The organism is Candidatus Pelagisphaera phototrophica, from assembly GCF_014529625.1.
In the GTDB taxonomy this organism is placed as follows: Bacteria; Verrucomicrobiota; Verrucomicrobiia; order Opitutales; family Opitutaceae; genus Pelagisphaera; species Pelagisphaera phototrophica.
In genome coordinates, this window is sequence record NZ_CP076039.1 from 2891138 (window position 1) to 2909379 (window position 18242).

At 51.1% G+C, this 18242-nt stretch carries 17 protein-coding genes; 7 read left to right on the top strand and 10 right to left on the bottom strand.

Annotated elements, in window-relative coordinates; all coding sequences use genetic code 11:
* Positions 1–24: 24 nt before the first annotated feature.
* Both GA004_RS12465 and tig read right to left on the bottom strand, forming a co-directional pair.
* The gene (locus GA004_RS12465) at positions 25–627 is read right to left on the bottom strand and encodes an ATP-dependent Clp protease proteolytic subunit (RefSeq protein ID WP_283394197.1); all 603 of its coding nucleotides are present in this window, start codon (positions 625–627) and stop codon (positions 25–27) included.
* A gap of 41 nt (positions 628–668) precedes the next feature.
* Positions 669–1988 carry a trigger factor gene (tig, locus tag GA004_RS12470; RefSeq protein ID WP_283394198.1) on the bottom strand — a complete coding sequence of 440 codons (1320 nt, stop codon included), beginning with the start codon at positions 1986–1988 and terminating at the stop codon, positions 669–671.
* Between the two features lie 446 nt (positions 1989–2434).
* Between tig and tsaB the strand changes: the two genes are divergently transcribed.
* The 5 genes from tsaB to GA004_RS12495 all read left to right on the top strand — a co-directional run bounded on the left by tsaB (position 2435) and on the right by GA004_RS12495 (position 5973).
* The gene (gene tsaB / locus GA004_RS12475) at positions 2435–3118 is read left to right on the top strand and encodes a tRNA (adenosine(37)-N6)-threonylcarbamoyltransferase complex dimerization subunit type 1 TsaB (protein ID WP_283394199.1); all 684 of its coding nucleotides are present in this window, start codon (positions 2435–2437) and stop codon (positions 3116–3118) included.
* Entirely contained in the window at positions 3115–4269 is a 1155-nt protein-coding gene (gene alr, locus GA004_RS12480) for an alanine racemase (RefSeq protein ID WP_283394200.1), read from the top strand. The genes tsaB and alr overlap by 4 nt, the downstream gene beginning before the upstream one ends.
* Before the next feature lie 106 nt (positions 4270–4375).
* Positions 4376–4888 (top strand): arsenate reductase/protein-tyrosine-phosphatase family protein, encoded by a 513-nt coding sequence (locus tag GA004_RS12485; RefSeq protein WP_283394201.1) that lies wholly within the window; start codon positions 4376–4378, stop codon positions 4886–4888.
* 24 nt (positions 4889–4912) lie between these two features.
* Positions 4913–5557: an exopolysaccharide biosynthesis protein gene (locus tag GA004_RS12490; protein WP_283394202.1), complete on the top strand. Its 645-nt coding sequence runs from the start codon at positions 4913–4915 to the stop codon at positions 5555–5557.
* Positions 5558–5769: 212 nt separating this feature from the next.
* On the top strand, positions 5770–5973 hold the full coding sequence (locus tag GA004_RS12495; RefSeq protein WP_283394203.1) for a hypothetical protein: 204 nt from the start codon (positions 5770–5772) through the stop codon (positions 5971–5973).
* Here the strand turns inward: GA004_RS12495 and GA004_RS12500 are convergent.
* Positions 5970–6209, bottom strand: a complete 240-nt coding sequence (locus GA004_RS12500) for a hypothetical protein (RefSeq protein WP_283394204.1) — start codon at positions 6207–6209, stop codon at positions 5970–5972. The genes GA004_RS12495 and GA004_RS12500 overlap by 4 nt on opposite strands.
* A 435-nt stretch (positions 6210–6644) precedes the next feature.
* Between GA004_RS12500 and GA004_RS12505 the strand changes: the two genes are divergently transcribed.
* Complete coding sequence (locus GA004_RS12505; RefSeq protein ID WP_283394205.1) at positions 6645–8105, top strand: sodium:solute symporter family protein; 1461 nt, start codon at positions 6645–6647, stop codon at positions 8103–8105.
* Here the strand turns inward: GA004_RS12505 and GA004_RS12510 are convergent.
* From GA004_RS12510 to GA004_RS12530, 5 genes are all read right to left on the bottom strand, one after another.
* The gene (locus GA004_RS12510; protein WP_343218858.1) at positions 8102–8794 is read right to left on the bottom strand and encodes an orotidine 5'-phosphate decarboxylase / HUMPS family protein; all 693 of its coding nucleotides are present in this window, start codon (positions 8792–8794) and stop codon (positions 8102–8104) included. The genes GA004_RS12505 and GA004_RS12510 overlap by 4 nt on opposite strands.
* A 231-nt stretch (positions 8795–9025) precedes the next feature.
* Positions 9026–10366, bottom strand: a complete 1341-nt coding sequence (locus tag GA004_RS12515) for a sulfatase-like hydrolase/transferase (protein WP_283394206.1) — start codon at positions 10364–10366, stop codon at positions 9026–9028.
* Positions 10367–10539: 173 nt separating this feature from the next.
* Positions 10540–10776, bottom strand: a complete 237-nt coding sequence (locus tag GA004_RS12520) for a hypothetical protein (RefSeq protein ID WP_283394207.1) — start codon at positions 10774–10776, stop codon at positions 10540–10542.
* Positions 10777–10895: 119 nt separating this feature from the next.
* Entirely contained in the window at positions 10896–13421 is a 2526-nt protein-coding gene (locus GA004_RS12525; RefSeq protein ID WP_283394208.1) for a DUF1592 domain-containing protein, read from the bottom strand.
* 2 nt (positions 13422–13423) lie between these two features.
* Positions 13424–14728 carry a DUF1552 domain-containing protein gene (locus GA004_RS12530; RefSeq protein ID WP_283394209.1) on the bottom strand — a complete coding sequence of 435 codons (1305 nt, stop codon included), beginning with the start codon at positions 14726–14728 and terminating at the stop codon, positions 13424–13426.
* A gap of 410 nt (positions 14729–15138) precedes the next feature.
* Between GA004_RS12530 and GA004_RS12535 the strand changes: the two genes are divergently transcribed.
* A complete protein-coding gene (locus GA004_RS12535; RefSeq protein ID WP_283394210.1) occupies positions 15139–15594 on the top strand; it encodes a YMGG-like glycine zipper-containing protein in 456 nt (151 codons plus the stop codon).
* Positions 15595–15628: 34 nt separating this feature from the next.
* Here GA004_RS12535 and GA004_RS12540 read toward each other — a convergent pair whose 3' ends face one another.
* Positions 15629–16090, bottom strand: a complete 462-nt coding sequence (locus tag GA004_RS12540; RefSeq protein WP_283394211.1) for an aldehyde dehydrogenase family protein — start codon at positions 16088–16090, stop codon at positions 15629–15631.
* A gap of 124 nt (positions 16091–16214) precedes the next feature.
* Entirely contained in the window at positions 16215–18029 is a 1815-nt protein-coding gene (locus GA004_RS12545; RefSeq protein WP_283394212.1) for a sulfatase-like hydrolase/transferase, read from the bottom strand.
* Between the last annotated feature and the right edge of the window lie 213 nt (positions 18030–18242).

Genomic DNA, 18242 nt, shown 5'->3' on the forward strand with positions numbered 1-18242 from the left:
ACGTATCTTGTTTGAAGCGGGGCTTTAAGATTTCTTGGATTTCTCGGCAGGTTCCATCACCTCGTCGACTAATCCATAGGTTTTAGCTTCATCGGCACTCATGTAAAAGTCCCGATCAGAATCCTTCTTTATCTCGTCTGAAGTTTTGCCCGTGCACTCGGCTAGGACTTCATTCAGCTTTTCGCGCCAGCGAATGATTTCCCTAGCGGCGATCGATATATCCGAAGCCTGCCCCGTGGCACCTCCAGACGGCTGGTGAATCATAATCCGACTATTGGGCAGTGCGAAACGTTTTCCCTTGGTACCTGCTGCCAAAAGCACCGTTCCCATGCTCGCGGCCATGCCAATGCAATATGTGGATACATCGCATGTAAGGTAATTCATCGTATCGTAAATCGCCATACCCCCCGTAACGACTCCTCCGGGGGAGTTGATATACATATGAATATCCTTCTTGGGGTCATCCATCTGTAGAAAAAGCAGCTGAGCCACAATCGCGCTGGCTATCTCATCATTGATTGGCGTACCAATGAAGATAATCCGGTCCTTTAGGAGGCGTGTATAGATATCCATGGACTGCTCGCCGCGGCCCGTGTTTTCGATGATATGTGGTAAGTAGTATGACACGATTTCTTGCAAATTAGTAAGGGTTAAACGGTTAAGCCAAATCAGCTCTTATCTCTTTCGGCACCTTTAACGGTAGATTCGTCGATTAAGAATTCAAGCGTCTTATCGAAAAGTACCGACTGTTGAGCCATTCTCAAACGATTTTGATCTTTCTTTAGCTCTTTAACGAACTGTTCGGGCTTTTGACCGCTTTGATATGCCTGATTGAAGATGAATTGGCTCATATCCTGGTCCGTAACCTCAATTTCCTCCTTGCCGGCGACCTGATCCAGGATCAGTTGCAACTTAACACGATTCTCAGCGTTTCTGCGGGACTGGGCATGGATGTCTTCCTTGTTTTCTTCCAACTGCTCCTGCGGAATGCCGCGACGCATGTTTTCCGTTACCACTTGGCGCATGGCATTCTCCGTTTCCAATTCGATCAAACTACCGGGAAGCGGGAAATCGACCGAGCCCATAAGCTTTTCGGAGATCTGACGTCGCAGATCAGCACGCCGCTCCTGAGCCTTTTGGTTTTTCAGCCAACCAGAAACCCGCTCCTTAAGCTCATCTAGATCCTTAACTTGTTGAGACTCGAAAAACGCCTCGTCCATTTCGGGAAGCTTACGTTCGCGGACCTCGAGGACTTCAACTGAATAAACCGCCTTCAACCCCTGCAGCCCTTCAACGGTAAAATCTGCCGGGAACTCAACCTCAAGGTCCTTTTTATCACCCGTCTTCAAACCCTCCAACTGGTCGCCAAGACCGGGAATGAGGCCTTGGTCGCTCCCGATTTCTTCCCATGTTTGGGGCATTTTCGCATAAATGGGCTTGTCCTCGACTATTTCGCTGATCGGTTTTCCGTCGATGGTTCCCTCGTGGGAAAATTTAACATAATCCCCCTTCTGGGCTTCACGCTCGACTGGAGAAAATTCAGCCCGCTCTTTCCGGACATTCTCGATCGCCCCATCTACCTCATTATCAGACACTTCCTCGGAAAGACCCTCGAGCTCTATTCCCTTGTAGTTGTCTACCGTAAAGTCCGGTCGTACATCGAGAGTGAACGTTATCACCGCTTCCTGGCCGGCCTTGATCTCACCCTCTTTGACGTCAATCGGATTAATTAGGTTCACTTTCGCCTCCTTGAGGCCTTCCTTGTAGGCCTTGGAAACCACTCGCTGATTCAGCTCGCCGGCGATTTCCTTAGCGAATTTCTTGCGCACGATCGCAACGGGCGCCTTGCCCGGACGGAATCCGGGAATCTTAGCCATGCCCGAAAACTGAGAAAGAAGGCCTTTTTCTTCTGCCTCCACTTCATTTGCATCGAGCGTTACGGCTAGAGTTTTACGGGTTTCAGTGACGTCTTGTAAGTCGATTTTCACGGGATGTGACGATTCAGGATTAATGGCTGTTCTTGGAAAAGCGCGGACAGTAGAAGACATATTTCAACCGGGTCAACGTATTTGGAAGGGATGATGCAAGAACACCTGACTTGAGGATTGGCCACGGGCGCCGATCGACCTTAAGTCTCCGCGCTAAAGCAAAGAGAATGAATCGACTGTTTTTCCCTTCTGGAGTCCTCCACCCACTCGGATCGCCAGGGCAGTAGGTCCCTACCTCGGACACTGTAAGGCCAGTGCTCGCCCCATGCCGCGTCTGAATGAATAGGGAGATTAAACCAGCGCGGTGCAGCGCAAGCACTGGCCCCCTTTTCGCTATGTCATTCAATCGGTCTCCACCATCCCTAAATCCCTCGAAGCATCGATTCTGTGAAGCACCCGGCATTTTCCGCTTGAGGGAGACACCACAAGAGCGCTGATTCAACGTAATGGCCCGCCCACCCGATCTCCAACGAATGCTCACGATTGACACGTCGTCTCGCAGAGCCTGTGTCGGACTCTTCGACGAAAAGGGCTCTCTGTCATGTAGAACAAGCGAGGAGGATGCATCGCTCTCGCTCTTTCCGTTGATCAAGCACCTACTCAAGGAATTCGATTGGCAGCTCTCCAATTTAAACTCGATCGCTTTTTGCCAAGGGCCCGGTTCCATGCTCGGGATCCGCACTGCCATCATGGGGATCCGAACCTGGCAAGGGGTTAAACTAATTGAAGGAAAGCAGATTTACTCGTTCAGCAGCCTCGCTATCGGGGCCGAGCTCGTTCGTCATTCTTCACCTTCTGAGAAGACATATCTAGTCATTACGGATGCACGGCGAAACAGCTGGAACGCCCTGAAGGTAGAAGGGGCATCCATAGGACCCGATCAGATTATCGATAACGCTACCCTTGAGGCGGAAACCATTCCCCTATTCTCATTTAACGAGTTCCCGACATGGACGCGTACGCAGGCCCATATCCAATGTCTTTCCTATCGTCCTGAAAATGTCTTATCGTCCTCGCGATTCTCTCTGCTTTTAGAGGAAAACCCAGACGCCAACCCCATGGACTCGCGTTCGATGGAATTCGCCAAGTGGATACCAGCGGCAAGGACTGCGGACCAAATCAAGTCGTGAGCCAATCCACCACAACCCCATTCCGCTGCTGGGCGGAGATCGACTTGGCCGCTCTCGAGCGAAATCTAAAATCGATCCGGGCCGCCCTTCCCGAACACATCAAATACATTGCGGTTGTGAAAGCCGAAGCCTATGGCCATGGAATGCAGCAAACGGTCGCTCGGCTTATGCAAGCGAATGTAGACATGTTCGCAGTGGCTAACGTGCTCGAAGCCGCAAAGATTCGCGAAATTGGAACGGGCTGGCCGATTATTGTCCTAGGCGCAACACTGGAGAATGAAGAGTCCTACTTGTTTGAATACGACTTGATTCCTACCATTTCAACGATTGAAGAGGTCGAACGTCTCAACCGGAAAGCCCGTTCCCACGAAAAGCCACTCAAAGCTCACATCAAAATAGACACCGGCATGGGCCGACTTGGAATTTGGCACGAATACGCCACTGAGCTTTTCGACGCCTTCCACAAGGCTACATTCCTCACTTTAGGCGGCGTTTACACCCATTTCGCGTCCGCAAGTCGAGATCCTGAATTCACTCGACGGCAACGTCAGCTCTTCACCGAGACGATCGCTAAGGTCGACTGGCTCGAAACCGAAAAGCTTCTGATTCACGCTGACAACAGTGCTGGTATTTCAACGTTTGCGCCCGACAGTGTCTACAACGCGGTTCGAATAGGATTACTCCAGTTTGGCATCGCCCCCTACCCGCTCTCCATACTGGGAGAAGTGGATACAACTCCCATTTTCGAATTCAAGTCTCGCGTCGGCATCGTTAAGCAGCTACCCGCAGGCGCAACCATCAGCTATGGAAGAAGCCGCACCCTGCAACGGGATAGCCGCGTCGCCATCGTGTGCGCGGGCTACGGAGATGGTGTCCCTCTCAAGCTAAGCGACCGTGGAGACGTACTCATCAGCGGCGAGCGCTGCCCGATTCTTGGCCAAGTAACGATGGACCAGACCATCGTAGATGTAACCGACATTGAAGGAGTGGTAAAAAGTGGAGACCAGGTCACTCTCATCGGACCGCAGGGGGAAGGTGGGATCCGTTTGCAGGAATTCAGCGAGTGGGCGGAGACGATCCCTTGGGAAATTCTTTGCTCCGTCACAAAGAGAGTCCCTCGCATTTACCGAACGGCGATTATTACGGGCTGACCCATGCCAAGATCTCTCTGAATGGTGAAGATCCTTTGAATTTTCGCAGTGCAACAATCGGTTATTTACACGCCCTCCCCTATACATTAATTCTCCGCTGCGTTTAATGGCAAATATTCGGAACGAAATCGTTTTTATTTGTACGGCCAATACCTGCCGTAGTCCGATGGCAGAAGGATTGTTCCGCCACGCGTTGGCCGCTCAAAGCGATCCATTGAAATCGCTCAAAGTTTCCTCAGCCGGAGTATCCGTTTATGATCGGCAGCCAGCCAGTCCAAATTCCGTCAAGGCCATGGCCAAAGTCGGCATCGACATCAGCGACCACCGCAGCCAGCACATCACCGAGACGATGATCGAGTCGCCCCTCGTATTTTTCACGATGACGGAAACACACTTAGCAATGCTTTCCTACCAGATCGATCCACCGCCCGCGAATGCCTTTCTCATGCGTTCGTTTATTGAAGGAAATGCGGATACCCAGATACCAGACCCATTTGGTATGAACCTTAGCGAATACGAAGCCTGCCGCGACAGCATGGTCGAGGCGATTCCGTCGCTCGTAAAGACTGTCGGAAAGCTCTATTATGCTCAGTTCGCCCAAGATTCGGACGATAATTAGCGGAAGACCTCGGTCCCGCTACCTATGAAAAATTCGCTTTCGGACAATCTGCGACGCTCGCTGGGAGAAAACGACGGCTCCGACATATCCCTTAAGAGGATACTTGAGAACGTCGACGAGCAAGGATTTGGTCTGCTAATGATGGTGCTTTCCCTCCCCAGCGCCCTTCCTATACCCGCTGCAGGTTACTCTACCCCATTTGGAATTCTATTCATCGTTCTCGGAATACAAATGCTAATTGGACGCCACCGTCCTTGGTTGCCTCAATGGGCTGCCCGTCGTACAATGACCCGATCCTCCGCAGAGAAAGCGATCGGCATGGCCACGAAATGGCTCGGCCACATCGAGAAAATCGTCCATCCGCGCTTGAAATGGATCAGCAGTCCCTTCGGCTCTCGGTTTTTGAGTTTCGTCGTCGTAGTCATGGCTGCCCTCATGACTCTTCCAATTCCCACTACCAATACTTTTCCGGCAGCCGTAATTTTTCTCATTGGAATAGGTCTTTCCGAAAAGGATGGTCTCTTTTGCCTCGGTGCCTGTGCGGTCGGTGTCCTCACAATCGCGCTATACTCAGTCATTATCTATATCCTCATCACTCAAGGCATGGAAGGCGTTCTACATTTCAAAGAATGGATCAAAGGGCTCCTCGGCATGGGCGAAGCGGGTTAACCTCCTCTGGAATCCACTCATTTATATACTATTGGGTAGCTCATCGGCAACCAATCTCCTTCAGGAACCGCCGTGCAAACGAAAATCCGGGCCAATTTTGCGACGCTTCTGAGGCTACGGCAATGCACGCAATCGTGGCACATAGAAAAGAAATTGATAATTTGACAGGTAAACGAGAACGGATCTGAGACATCAAGGCGAAAAGACGCTATATGATATCCCAGCTTTCGTCTTTTGACAAGTACTTCTTCTCGATGGACAAGAACTACTATGGGACGGAAAAGGAGGATCCATTCTTTTATAACTCCACCGCCGAATGCCCTTGGACCATCATTAAGTCCGGTTACAAGGAGAGTGCCCGTCCCAATCCCAATGGAAGACCACTGGCTTTTGTATTGTATTTCTGGAGTCTCTAGTTCCCTTTTGTTCCTTGAGAATAGAAACCGTTCAACTCTTCCAGATGGCCATGAATGATCTTGGTGATGTGAACTGGTTTGAGTTCGTTCTTGTGCAATTCGAAAATGGCCACTAGCAAGGCGAGCTCAATGTCAGTCTTCTTGGGAGATACCAATTTCATTTCTCTCATTAGCTCGAGAGCCTTTGCCTCCGCTTTCTTGTAGTCTTCGAAGTTCTTTTCGCTTGGACTTGCCATATCGTAACGAACCAACTAATTCCCCCACTTCAAGGTCAAACTTCAAATTTTTCGATTCGTCGACTTGCGACCTTACAACGACTTGCATCGCCCCAGCCTAGGCCATGATTTCCACTTCATCGGAACGAAATGGTTAGCAGACAGCTAGTGTCTCGTCAAAAACGCCATCGCCAGCATAGCCTGTCTCAAAGATTTAGATTAAAAGGTCTGAAATTGGACGATCGGGCTCGCCGACATTGCTGGCACAAGCAAGTACCAAGAAACTGCCTACGACCAATAGGATCTGTAGACTTCGACAGATAATTACAGAAAACTCAGGTTTCCAGCAATTGAACCTCGATTAATATCTTGAAACTACAAAGCCTAGTTTACAGGTATGATATCATATTGTATTTGAAATGTTGAATACCCCACCAAAAGAAAATCCGTCGCATAGTGAATTGGATCGATAAGCACTGGCTACATTTGATCCTCATCGGATTGTACCTGATTGTGCTGGTTCGTCACGCTCTGCATGGGAAGCGAAATGTCAGCTCAATCGCCGACTATCTCGTCGCTGGTCGACGGATGGGTGGCGTGGTGATCGCTCTGTCTTTCTACGCGACGTTCATGAGCACAAATACATTTATTGGCGCCGCCGGCAAGAGCTGGACCTACGGGCTGAGCTGGTGTGTGGGTAGTGTTGTTCTGACGGCTCTAGCCGCGATCTCCTGGTTCGTTGTAGCCCCACGATTCGTTCCTCTGACTAAAAAGTACAACTCGCTAACGGTCGCGGATTTCGCTGGTTTTCACTACGATTCTCAATCAGTCCGAAGAATAGCGGCGGTGATCGTAGCATTCGCTTCACTTTTGTACCTCGTCGCGATCTACCGGGGTGCATCGATAGCACTAGAGAGATTTCTCGACGTGCCTTACGTATGGTGTGTTATTCTCGTTCTGATCATTGTCACCGGATACACACTAATGGGTGGCTTTGAGTCAGTCGTAATGACTGACGCCATACAGGGCGTTCTTATGTTGGTTGGGGCCCTGGCACTGGTTATTGCTCTATTGAACACAGCAGGCGGATTCGAGGGCGTGAAGACGACTCTTCTAAACCGAGATCCCAAACTTCTATCATGGACTGATTCGGCGGGGTTCGCGGCAGCAATGTCATACGCTCTTGCTGTGGGAGTGAAGTACTTAGTCGAACCACGACAGCTTTCACGCATGTATGGACTGCGTGACGCGAAAGCCATGCGAACCGCTTCGATTATCGCTCCCGTAGCGATCCTTGTGACCTATCTTTGCTTGCTGCCACTGGGGGCAATCGCACTCTCCGTTTTAGATCCCGCTAGCATTACAAACACAGCGGGCAAAGTCGATACGGACCAGATCGTTCCTGCTTTGCTGGGCGATTCGAATGTTCTCGGGACGGTCGTCGGAACCCTCTTTCTTCTGGTTCTCATCTCCGCGGCAATGTCGTCGATCGACTCCGTTTTGCTGGTTGCCGCCGCGGCCATCGATCGCGATCTCCTGAACCCCATCCGTCCAGATAACGCTCCCAACGCGGTCGCTCGCACCCGAATCTGGGTGGTAATTGTATCTGTAGCTGCCGCCGTGACCGCACTTCAGCCTTTCGCTAGCGATATTGTATCCGTTACAAAATTCTCAGGCTCCCTCTATGGCGCCTGCTTCGTACCGGTGATTATCCTCGGACTCTTCCAAAAGCGCCGTAGCGCGAAGGCTGCCAAGCTTTCGATGATCTTTGGCGGCTCGACCGTAGTCATCGCGTTTACGCTCAATAACACCGGGGTAACCAGTCTATCCGAAGTATATCCTGGCATGATTGTCGGCGTGGTCACTTTTCTTGTAGCGAGTGCAATTTCGTTCGATTCAAAATTGCAACCAGCCTAACCCACCACCACATCTCCATAGGCATGCACCTTCTCGCAGATCATCCGGAGCGACGATTCCAAATATCCGTCTGCCGTTCTCAAGGAATCGGCATCGATCGTTAAGGGAGCACCCAAAACGAACAATGGAGCTCCATACTCTGGAGTCTTTATGGCCTGTTCGATGGTCAATCCACCCACTGCTTGCACCGGTATGCTCACCGCCTGGACGATCTCCGCCAGCTGATCGAGTGGATTGGGTTGACGCTCTCCCCTTGCCGCAATCCCCCTCCTCTCATCGTATCCAATATGGTGAATCACATAGTCACAACATAGGTCCTCAAGCCGTTTTGCACCCGCGACCATATCGTCACTTCCTAAATTTTCGCCCATCACCTCGACACCAAGATCCTTTCCCGCTTGCACGACACAGCGAATGGTTTCTTCGTGAGCCTGCAACATTAACACGACCTGGGTCGCGCCTGACTTGGCCATGATCTCCGCCTCTAGCCAACCTCCATCCATCGTTTTCAAATCAGCTACAATCGGCGTATCCGGAAACCGGTCACGTAGAGTGCGAACCCCAAGCATGCCTTCGGCCAGAATGAGCGGAGTCCCCGCCTCCAGCCAATCGACTCCGGCCAGCATGGCCATTTCAGCCGTTTCAAGTGCTTCGGGAATTTCTACAAGATCAAGGGAAATTTGGGCAATGGGCTTCGCGTAAAAGCTACCCTAAAGGAATCTACGACTTGAAAGCCATATCGATTTTCAACTAAAATACGAGGAGAAGACGGATCGGTCCCTGGGAACGCCGAGGCCCACCTCGGCCAGAATATACAACACTCGGCGCCGAGCTGGGGTTCAGCGTTTCCACAATTCCCCTAAACAAATTTTGTGCCGAACGCGTTCAATCAAACGGGGGTAGTCGAAGGATAAAGCCCTTCACTTGCCCGACGATGCTTCGACGTCTCTTTTCCATTTCTTATGCAACTCCAAGAGCTCCTTCGCTTTGGCTGGATTCAAATCGATCACGTCAGTCGCTTCATGTGGATCCTTCCCCAAGTGGTAGAGCTCTTGCTTGCCCCGCGAGCTGAATAGCTTCCAGTCCCCCTGACGCACCGCCCATTCTTTTCTGGGTCCAGCTATATCCCAATGGAGAGCCGCATGGTGCGTTTGCACTGCACCCTCAATTAACGGCAACAGACTTTTCCCGTCTAAGGCCCGATCGACTTCCATTCCGAGCGCATCAAGCACCGTCGGGAGTATATCAAATGAAATGACCGGCGTATCGATCGATCGACCTCCTGGGAACTTCGCCGGCCAACTAACGATCCATGGCGTTCGGATCCCCCCTTCGAAGAGCATCTGCTTAAAGCCACGCAACGAACCATTGTTGGCCTCCATCGCTCCCGCTCCTCCATTGTCAGTCAGAAAAATGAGCAGGGTTTTATCCCAGATACCCTCGGCTTTGAGCTTATTAACCACCGCTCCCACTCCTTCATCTAAATGATATAGCATCGCCATCAAAATAGCCCGTGTATCTGAAAGATACGGATACTTGTTCTTGTAAAAATCAATATCCTCCCTAGGGGCCTGGGCGGGGGTGTGCACTGCGTTGTAGGCGAGGTAGAGGAAAAACGGATCCTCTTTCTGGCGGTCAATAAAGGAAACCGCTTCTTCTGTTAGCCGCGTGGTTAGATAGCCTTCGTATTCATCAGCTAGAATACGTGCCTTGTTGCGATAGATAGGTGCATAGTCGTCGCCATTGACTCCTTTCGACTCAAAGTAATCATGCCCACCTCGTCCCATAAATTTATACGCCTCATCGAAGCCGCGGTTCATGGCGTGCCACTTCAACTCAGGGTAGTCGTTATCCAAACCCAAGTGCCATTTCCCAATCGCCATACTCGTGTATTGGTCGGGCAAGAACGAGGGGAAAATCGACATTTCCGGATCGAATCCCCGACCGCCGTCACCCGCGGTATAGATCCCTACCCGCTGCTGGTACTGGCCCAGCATGATTCCTGCCCGTGTGGGTGAACAAACCGGTCCACTCGTGTATGCCTGAGAAAAGAAAACCCCTTCCTCGGCCAGCGCATCCATGTGCGGCGTCGACACTTCCTTGGGATGATCTGGATTGAAACTGATATCCGCGTATCCCTGGTCATCAGTCAAGATAACGACGATGTTGGGATGGTCCGCCGCAGCCCCAAATGTATAAAAACACCCAGAAACAAACCCGAAAAAAACCGATAGCGTCGCGTAGAAAGACTGTTTGATCATATTCTTATCGGTTCCCAAAAAATTCACTTCAGTCCCAAATCTATGCGCTAAAGCCTATTCAGAATTTCCTAGCTTAGTAAATACTCTTCACACATGACAATAAATACCTAACATCCAATCGAAATCAATTTGAATTGGAAACACTTCGCTACGATGATGGTCGGACCAAGGTATCAGATGTTCCCGACACCCTTGCACTCACACCCGTGGATGGCTCGATCATCCGCTACTCCGCCGAACGATAGGGTCACGACCGAGATCGCATCCTCTTTTCCTGCAAGTTGGGAGAAGATGGCTTTAACCGCAACAACATCGCGATCTGGACAAGCTACAACGAGGGAAAGTCCTTCACGAATCCGGTCCAGTTCAACACGGGATTTACCGCCTATTCCGTACTGTAGCGACTCCAAGATGGAACGATCGGCCTCGTCGTCGAAACGGCAGCAGAGGAAGGCAACAGGTACGGTGGAATTTCCTTCTACCGAATAAAACTCTCCCAGGTGGAAAACCAGTAATTCGCTATCGTGCCCTACCGCTTTTTGAAAACATCGCTGTCTGCAATAGCGACAACCAAATCCCTTAAGCCGTATCCGCTTTCCGCTATGTCCGTTGCTATCCCTTCAATTACCCCATGATCCCGAAAGGTCATCTCTCGACCGGTTCCATAAAGAAGCAGTTTTTCCGTTAAGGTATAAGTAAAACGGTCCTTTCGATCCATCAGAACCTGCTTGAGTCCCCTCTCATCGCTAAAGCGCTCCCCAGAAGGCAATTCGCCTGATCCGTCGACCTGCTTTCCAAGGGCTCGACCATCGCCAGCATCCATCGAAGGGTAAAATTCTCTATACCCACCAATGGGATCATAAAATTCCAGTGCAAATCCTAGCGGGTCGATCTTCGCGTGGCAATCCGCGCAGGCTTGAACATCGCGGTGTTTCTTGAGTTGATCTCGAATAGTGGTGGCTCCGCGTGTATCCGGTTCGAGCGGCTCCACATCTGGCGGTGGGGGCGATGGCGGCGTACCAAGGATATTCTCCAATATCCAAACGCCACGTACAACTGGTGAGGTTTCCACGCCGTTCGCAGTCACGGTTAAGACACTCGCATGTCCCAGCAAACCACCTCTGCGCGCATTCTCCGGCAATCTCACTCGACGAAACGCTTCTCCATTGATCCCCTCTAGGCCATAGTGCTTGGCCAATGAACCATTCAAAAAAGTATAGTCGCTATCTAGGAAATCTAGAATAGGGCCATTGTTTGCCAAAAGATTCTCGAAGTAAAGACGTGTTTCCTCACGCATCGCATATTCGAGGCGCTGCGAATAGTAGCTCTCAAAGCTCTTCCCATCCGGCAACATGCTACCTAAAGTATTCATTCGAAGCCACCCGTCCGTAAAGTGCTCAATAAAAGCCTTCGCCTTTGGGTCCCTTAACATTCGATCCACCTGGGAAGACAAGGTCGCCGAATCCCCCAATCGGTTCGCTTCCGCCAATTGAAACAACTCCTCGTCTGGCATCGAGCTCCATAGGAAATAGGACAAGCGCGACGCCAGCTGGTAGCTATCCAGCTCCACTGCCTCCGCTTCATCTCCTTCATCCATATACAGGAACTTGGGAGAGCTTAACATCCCAGCCAGACCTAACTTCAACGCTGCCTGTAGCGTCTTCCCGGACTCTCTTTGCCGTCTCACAAAATCCGCATAGTGCTCAATATCATCTTGAGTCTGAGGTCTTCTAAATGCCCTCCTGGCGAACTCGAGCAACGTCCGATCAATATCGACCTTTGCCGTACTAGTCGCTTCACCAAAAATCATCTGATGGCTTTTCGGTGGCCACTTCTCATAAGTGGGACCCGTAATCTCCAAGCTATGCACGCGAAGTCGCGGTCCTTCGTAAACTTCCCCGATCGTCTTGTTGTCCAAGTTCTTGGCCTCAGCCAGACCCTCTTGTAACAGATAGTCCTGAGTCCGAACGACTTCCGGGTGATACTTGTCTGCGACTTTTCGAATCGTTCCCTTACTGGCAACACCGTTACTCCAATGGACAAACGGCGTGCTGCCCTTCTCTAGCCAAACCACCGCCTCGTAGTCGGTGGGAACTTCATCCGCCAAATCAAATACCGCTACGTTCCTTCGCCCTTCGTGAGCGTTCTTTCGCAACAAACGCGGTTCGGGAGCAATCACCAACCCCATTTTCATGGGCTCTGAAAAATCCATTTTAAAATCGGAGTTCGAATACGGGTGGTCTAGTCGATTAATCGCTTCCGCTCGTACGACAATCTTATAGTATCCATCCTCCGGTACTCCGGACTTCGAAAACTTCAAAGGATAATTCGTATGCCGCTCTACCGGTTGCCCGTGCCCAATGTCCAAATACTTCCCGTAGAAATTAATTCTCCACGTCACCGGGGCTCGTGTCCTTTCCTCAGGCCGTACTCCACCGAAATCGTTGGCAGTGAAACGGAGCGTTTTCGATTCAGGTCTCTGATCCACGAATCGAATCGCCTTTTCAAGGAATTCGTCTGCTACCTCTATGTAGCGCCTCAATTGATAGTCAGAGAGGACGAGGGATTCTCCGTTGTTGTCAAATCCGTCTACCTTCGAATCTTCAGGAAAGTCGAAAGTCGCATCAAACGACTCCGTATGCACGCCCAGTAAATCTCTGAGCGTATTCACATACTCAAAACGATTCAAACGTCGCAGTACCGTAGACACGGGTGAGCGAGAGTCTGCGGCAACCGTCAACCTTCCCGTTAGCCATTCAATCATCTGGCGAGTCTCTTCCTGGCTTGGCTGCCTTACCTTTTTCTCGTCCGGCGGCATGTCTCCTAAATTCAACATGTCAAGCGCTTCTTCCAGCATCGTCAGGTTGCTTTCATCAAAGACATTCGCTGACAAGCCGTCCAAGCGACGATCCCCCTTTTGTTTTTCCTCTCCGTGGCAACCGATACAGTATTCAGAAACAAATTCGCTCACAAAAAGCGGAAGCGCGGTGTCGGCCGCAAACGATGAGGAGACCGCGAGTGACGAAAGAGCCAATAGTGGAAGTGAGCCCTTCATGCCTAAGCTACTTCCAGTCCCGTTAATGTGCCAGTCGAACTTGAAAACTGGTCGATCTCGAGACCGAATCGCTGCAGCATTGAAACGAACAGGTTCGCTGCACGTGTTTCCGTTCCGCGCCCTTTGTCTTTAGAGTAGAGTTTGTGCTCGCCGTGGCGGAATCCGCCACCCGCCAACATCAATGGCAGATTCTTGTTACTGTGCGAACTCGCATTTCCCATGCCGCTTCCCAGCAAAGACATCGTATTATCAAAAAGCGATTTCCCGTTAGGCTCGTCGACCGATTTCAGCAAATCAAGAAATCGAGAAAACTGCGTGGTGTGGAAGCGTTCTATAATAGCGAGCTCTTCAATATAGCTTTCCACCTTACCATGATGTGTCAGTTGATGATATCCACGGGTGACCCCCAAACCGCCAGCATCATGCCCAATATCGTTGGATGCGAACGTGATCACCCGCGTTGAATCCGTCTGCAAAGCCAAGGCCATCAGGTCGTAGTAGAGTGGAATTCGTTCGGAAAACGTGAGCCCATCTGCCTCGGGAGGCAGTTGGTAGTCAACCGAGGGTTTTGGCCTGTCTAGCCATTCCTTGGATTGTATCAGCTTTTTCTCTACCTCCCTTACAGAAGTAAAATAGCGATCCAGCTTTTCCTTGTCACGCTCTCCGACCTTACGCATCAGTCGATCCGCGTCCGTCTTCACCAAGTCGAGAATGCTCAACTGGTCCGTATACACACTTTTTAATTGCCCTAACTGGCTCGGGTCCGTTTTTCGAAAGAGCAGCGAATTGATCATTCTCAAATTAGCAAGCTGCGGCAGAGCAACGCCAGCGCTAGACCAGGAAAGCGTATTGTTCGCATCCGACCCGCCTGACGCTAATTGCAAGGACTGAAAACGAGTCTGGGCACCTACGAACTGGGCAGCCTTTTGGTCCAAGGATATGTTAGCTTCCGGCAAGCCTCTCGAGTTTTTCGAAAGCAATCCCGTGAGATAAGCATGCACCCCTCCGTGGCCACCCACGCCTTCTGTACCATGATCAAGTTGAGAAAACACCGAGAAGTCGTTGCGATGACGCACAAGCGGCTTGAGCAATACGGGCAATTCATAGCTTCGCCCCGTTTTCCTTGGAAAGAAAAGCTCTGGCACAAAGCCCAACCCCGTGCCCACACACACCATACGCGTGGGCACCAAAGCCGTACTGGACACGGATCCCAAGACCATAGCATCGAGAAACGGCAATGAAAGCGACGCTCCCGCGATGCCTCTAAGAAAGGTACGTCTATTTAGAGGTTTAGTTTGATAATACATGGGCAAGGAAAACGGCGGTGATAAAACCGACTCGAACTAACTTGCCGAGAGACAAAGCAATTTGGAGCAAAAATTCGACATTTATTTCCCCCTAGGTCGAAATGATGCCAATCAAACCCATTCGCATCCGGGGAAAGTCACAGGTAAATAGAGGGGCCCACTCGACAAGAATAGTGCTAAGTCTAGTCTTGGAAATCGGAAGAACACCCTTTTGCCGTTGGGGTTTAAGGATTAGCCATTTCGGACACTAACTTTAAAAAACGACAACAGCATCGCTCGATCATCGAACTTGATCCAGTCAAGATTCTCCTGGGAACGTCGATGCGGCGGTACGGTCTACAAACAAATCTGGGTGCTTTTTCCCTTTACGGGATTAAGGCAAAAATGAGAATTTAGAAACTATGAGAATTATGCTTTTGACAAACCTACGCCGCAAAAAACACGTCGCTGGAATACTCGCTCTTCTCGCATCCAGCTTACTGCTGACTGGGTGCGCTACCAGTGGTCACCACGAACGCAAGGGGGCGGTAGCGGGTGCCGCCACGGGAGCCTTGCTGGGAGCTATCATCGGAAACCAGTCAGGCGAAGAAGGCGAAGGAGCGGCCCTAGGCGCAGTTGCCGGGGCTATCGTCGGACGCGAAATCGGCCGGTCTAAAGACCAGGCAGATATGAGGAACGCCCGCCCTCGCAGCCCGGGGGTCTACGACGCCACTCGGGTCGACTACGGTGCCATGATGACCGAAGATGAAAAGCGTCGTGTCCGTGAACGGGCTGGCAAAGACGAAATCAACGACTGGGGCTACTACCTCACATCCGACGAAAAACGCCGTATCCTTGATCGCTCAGAGCAAGCGATTGGTCTATAATTCGGTACGGCGTTTTTAAAACGACGCAGTCGATTCACTCCTGCCAGCTTTTGGCCGATTTGACAATTTTCCACGTGGCCAGAGAGGGATCCGTTTCACTTAATGTATTCAAACTCAAGTCTCTTCTCAAATGGCTGGGCCCGCCCGCTTTCGAACCCTCTCCTTCGACAACTGCGAACCCAAAATCCGGATTTCCGACTAGGGCTATGTATCCATTATCCGTAAAATTGAAGCACTGTAGGGGAGAGTCGCTCGGCTCTTTGAGCATGAGCACCGCCCCTGGCTCGAAACTTGCGGCTTCAATACAAAGCCCGTACTCACTCGCATAGATCTGCCTCTGCGACGGGTAATTCATGGTCCACATTTCATCCGCCAATCCAAATCGCTTCAACGTGTGGGCCATCAGTGGTGCCTGCAGTTGCACATTTTGCCGGAAACCTGGAATGTCGACACAATTGGATTCTGGCTCATCGAGCGGGTCCGCCAATCGTATCATTACGGGACTCGATTACCCGATTGCCACGTTCGGAAACAGCAACCATATTGCAAAGAGTGGTACGGTCGACTTCAACATTACAAGCCAATACGCTTTTCTCCTTCCCCGTCTAGCAGAAAGCCTACTATAAGTCTTCAACCTGAGCGATTCTGGCCATTATACTAATGCCATATCGACCTTCGCGACTGCCTCCGTTGTCCAGGTACTTCTTTACGAGCGGAAATGCGGGTTCACCAACCCAATCGATGACATTGTGAAGCATAGGCTCGTTTTCCGAGTGATTTATCAACAGGGTTTCAAGGGTGGCTAAACCTAGGTCGCTTTGCCCTAGGTCGATCAGTATCCACGCTGCCATCACTCGTACTTCGTGCGATTCATCCTTAAGGGCTTTCTTGAGAGCCGCAGTCGCGGAACGGGCATTCTTATCGAGCAAGCGCAGGCCAACCACTGCCCACCAACGCATGCCTTCGTCCTCGTGCGACATCCACTTCTTAAAGGTTCCCAGATTCGCCTTGTCCCTGGCAAGAGCCCTATCGGCAGCATCTAGATAAGATTCGAGTGGATACAATTTTTCGTCTCGAACCATTTCGAAGATGGTGAGATTGTTTTCCTCAGCCCGTCGCTCGCGCATCTTCTCAGGCAAGAGCCCCGAATCGTGCAGCTCGAGCTGCTTCTGGCGCAAGGCTGCCTTCAGTTCGGCTATCATCGCCTGATGCTCCGGAGCATTGATCAGGTTGTACACATTGTCAAAGTCGCTCTCGTTATCGAAAAACTCTTCGGAGGCCCGTGGCTCGAAGAACTGGCCCGTGATTTCATTCGTTTTCCCCTCTCGGTGATGCTGTTCCCAGGCGGGCGTCAGCTGAGCTTTCCACAGGTAAGCTAGGTGATGCCCTGCAGGGGCGAACGGGTAATAGTTTTTGTGATACGAGTATCGCCCCGTCCGCATGAGACGTACGAGGTCGAGCCGCTCGTCGGCCCGCTCCCGAAATCCTAGATGATACTTGGGCTCCGATTCGATGCCATTTCCCAAAAAAACGGTCCCCTGGAAGGTGTCTGGAATTTCCGCTCCCGCCAAGCTCAGCCACGTTTTCGGCATGTCGACGAAACTGACAAGTCGGTCGACCGTCGTTCCCGGCTCATTGCCGGGATAGAGATGCTTCATTTTTTCAGGAATGCGTACAACGAGCGGGCAGTGAACTCCGCTCGAATAGAGGAACCGCTTGCTCCGGGCCATCACGCCACCGTGGTCCGAGTTGTAAATAATGATTGTGTCTTCGTACAAGCCATCCGCTTTGAGCGCATCGATTGCCTGCTGGACCTTACGGTCCATATTCTCAACGGCTTCGGCGTATTTGGCGTAATTTTTTCGAATCACCGGCAGGTCCGGATGATAGGAGAAGAGTTTCATTCCAGCCGGATCCTTTTTAACCTCGTCAAGACTGCCATGAGCGCGGCTCTCGTGACTGTCCGTAATATTGAATACGGCGAAGAACGGTTGTCCCGACTCACGCATCCTCCAACCAAATTGCTCCTTACCTCCCTTATAATCCCATGGGTCCTTGTCTTCTCGGCCACCGATGTTGTAGTCCGTCTTGCCGGGGTTGGAGGTGTGGTATCCTGCCGCTTTCAGCAGATCCGGGTAGTACTTGATCTTATCGTGCGGAATCAGATTACGGCTCCGCATCGGTTGCGTTCCATTGGAGATTCCATACATGCCCGTAATCCAGACCGACCGGGTCGGGGCGCAGACTGCCGCATTGTCAAAACAGTTGGTGTAGCGGAAACCTTCCTTCGCCAATTGGTCAATCGCTGGCGTATCCGCATTGGCTCCCCCATAGCAACTCACCCACGAAATCCCGTTGTCCTCGCTGGTTATCCAAAGAATGTTTGGTTTGTCTTGAGCCAGCAGAAAAGGGCCGAATAGGCAAATAGCTAGCATCAAGGGGCGGCGGAGTGACGCCAAACATGGTAAAGTATATCGTTGCATGATACTTTCTATAATCCCTTTCGAATCGAAAGAGCAAGGTTAAGGAAAAAAGCTTAAGTCTGGAGAATAAAACATACTCTGGCCAAGCTCTGGGCTGTTTTAAAGTAGCGGGCGATCGGTGTTCGCCTTGCGAACAATAAACGAGCACACCCGCGATTCTTAACC

Bases quoted from the DNA above. Each gene is read 5' to 3' on its own strand.
- GA004_RS12525 (WP_283394208.1), bottom strand. From the start codon at position 13,421: ATGAAGGGCTCACTTCCACTATTGGCTCTTTCGTCACTCGCGGTCTCC.
- GA004_RS12490 (WP_283394202.1), top strand. From the start codon at position 4,913: ATGAAAAATTCGCTTTCGGACAATCTGCGACGCTCGCTGGGAGAAAAC.
- GA004_RS12545 (WP_283394212.1), bottom strand. From the start codon at position 18,029: ATGCTAGCTATTTGCCTATTCGGCCCTTTTCTGCTGGCTCAAGACAAA.
- GA004_RS12485 (WP_283394201.1), top strand. From the start codon at position 4,376: ATGGCAAATATTCGGAACGAAATCGTTTTTATTTGTACGGCCAATACC.
- GA004_RS12540 (WP_283394211.1), bottom strand. From the start codon at position 16,090: ATGATACGATTGGCGGACCCGCTCGATGAGCCAGAATCCAATTGTGTC.
- GA004_RS12495 (WP_283394203.1), top strand. From the start codon at position 5,770: ATGATATCCCAGCTTTCGTCTTTTGACAAGTACTTCTTCTCGATGGAC.
- tsaB (WP_283394199.1), top strand. From the start codon at position 2,435: ATGGCCCGCCCACCCGATCTCCAACGAATGCTCACGATTGACACGTCG.
- GA004_RS12500 (WP_283394204.1), bottom strand. From the start codon at position 6,209: ATGGCAAGTCCAAGCGAAAAGAACTTCGAAGACTACAAGAAAGCGGAG.
- GA004_RS12530 (WP_283394209.1), bottom strand. From the start codon at position 14,728: ATGTATTATCAAACTAAACCTCTAAATAGACGTACCTTTCTTAGAGGC.
- GA004_RS12515 (WP_283394206.1), bottom strand. From the start codon at position 10,366: ATGATCAAACAGTCTTTCTACGCGACGCTATCGGTTTTTTTCGGGTTT.
- GA004_RS12535 (WP_283394210.1), top strand. From the start codon at position 15,139: ATGCTTTTGACAAACCTACGCCGCAAAAAACACGTCGCTGGAATACTC.